Below are 1551 nucleotides of genomic sequence, written 5' to 3'. Positions count from 1 at the left end.
GCAGTGATCGGTAGTGACTCCTCCCCGCGCGACACGGCCCATGCGCTGATCGGCAGGGACCGCGAGCTGCACGCGATCCGCGAGCTGGCGGGTCTTGGCACCGGAGGCGGAGCACTGCTGGTCTCCGGGGATGCCGGGGTCGGGAAAACCGCGGTGCTGGACGCCGTCGCGACCGCCGCCCACGCCGAGGGCGCCCGGGTGCTGCGAGCCGCCGGCGTGGAGTTCGAGGCGAACTGCAGCTACTCGGCTCTGAACCAGATCCTGTTCCCCTTCCAGAGCGAGCTCCAGGACCTGGAGGCGCCCTTCCGCGACGCCCTGCGCGTCGCGCTCGGCTTCGAAAGCGGCTCACCGCCCCCCACGCTGATGGTCTCCAACGCCGTGCTGCTCCTGCTGCGGACGGTCGCGGCCGGAGACCCGCTTGCGCTGGTGATCGACGACCTGCCCTGGCTGGACCAGGCCAGTGCGGCCGCCTTGGGCTTCGTCGCACGAAGAGCGGCCGGCATCGGTGTGAGCTTCCTCGCCGCATCACGATCCGGGACGCACACCGCGAACGACTGCGGCGCCCTGCCCGAATACCGGCTGCAGCCCCTGTGCGAGGACTCCGCCGCCCGCCTGGTCGCCCACACCTCGCCCCACCTGGTCCCCAGCGCCCGCCGGCGCCTGATGACCGTCGCGTGCGGCAATCCGCTCGCCTTGCTGGAACTGCCGTCCGCCCTGCCCACCACGCCAGGACCGGCAGGCGACGGCACCCCGGCCGTACTGCCGCTCAGCCGACGCCTCCAAGCACTGTTCGGCTCCCGCATCACCAGCCTGCCCCAGCCCTCCCAGCGCCTGCTGCTGCTTGCCGCACTGGAAGGCGTCGGAGACCTCGGCGTCCTGCAGGCCGCCTCCAGACAAACCGACGACGGCTACGACCTGGACGACCTCGGCCCCGCCGAACGCAACCAACTGGTCTCCATCGACGAGGGCACACGGCGCCTGAGGTTCCACCACCCCCTCATCCGCTCGGCCGTCGTGGAGAACTCCACCAGCAGCCAGCGGCGCGCCGTCCACACCGCACTCGCCCAGGTACTGGTGGACCAGCCCGAACGCCGGGCCTGGCACCTGGGCGAGGCCACCGTCGAACCGGACGAGAACGTCGCCGTCCTCCTCGAAGACGCCGCCCGCATCACCCTGCGCCGCGGCGACGCCATAGCCGGCATGCGCACCCTGATCCAGGCCGCGGACCTCACACCGCCCGGAGCCGGCCGCAGCCGCCGCCTGGCCACCGCCGCCTACATCGGCGCCGAAGCCACCGGATCACTGCCCAGCGCCCAAAAACTCCTGGACGACGCACGCCACACGGCCACCGACTCCCAGAACTCACTGCACTCGGCCGCGGCCGCCGCCGTTCTCATCCTCAACAGCGACAGCGACATCGACACCGCACACACCCTGCTGACCGACGCCATCGAAGCCGGAACCCACGGATACAACTGCGCGGACAAGGCACTCATCGACGCCCTGCACACCCTCGCCCTGGTCTGCTTCTTCGGCGCCCGGCCCGAGCTG

Annotated in this window: 1 protein-coding gene; it reads left to right on the top strand. The window is 71.5% G+C overall.

Going from position 1 to position 1551, the window contains the following annotated elements; translation table 11 throughout:
- On the top strand, nt 1–1551 hold a 1551-nt coding region (locus tag ACFV3E_RS46695), incomplete at both ends, for an AAA family ATPase (RefSeq protein ID WP_500542634.1).

Origin of the sequence: Streptomyces sp. NPDC059718 (assembly GCF_042733315.1) — a bacterium.
Taxonomy (GTDB): domain Bacteria; phylum Actinomycetota; class Actinomycetes; order Streptomycetales; family Streptomycetaceae; genus Actinacidiphila.
This window is presented reverse-complemented; position numbering and strand designations above follow the sequence as displayed.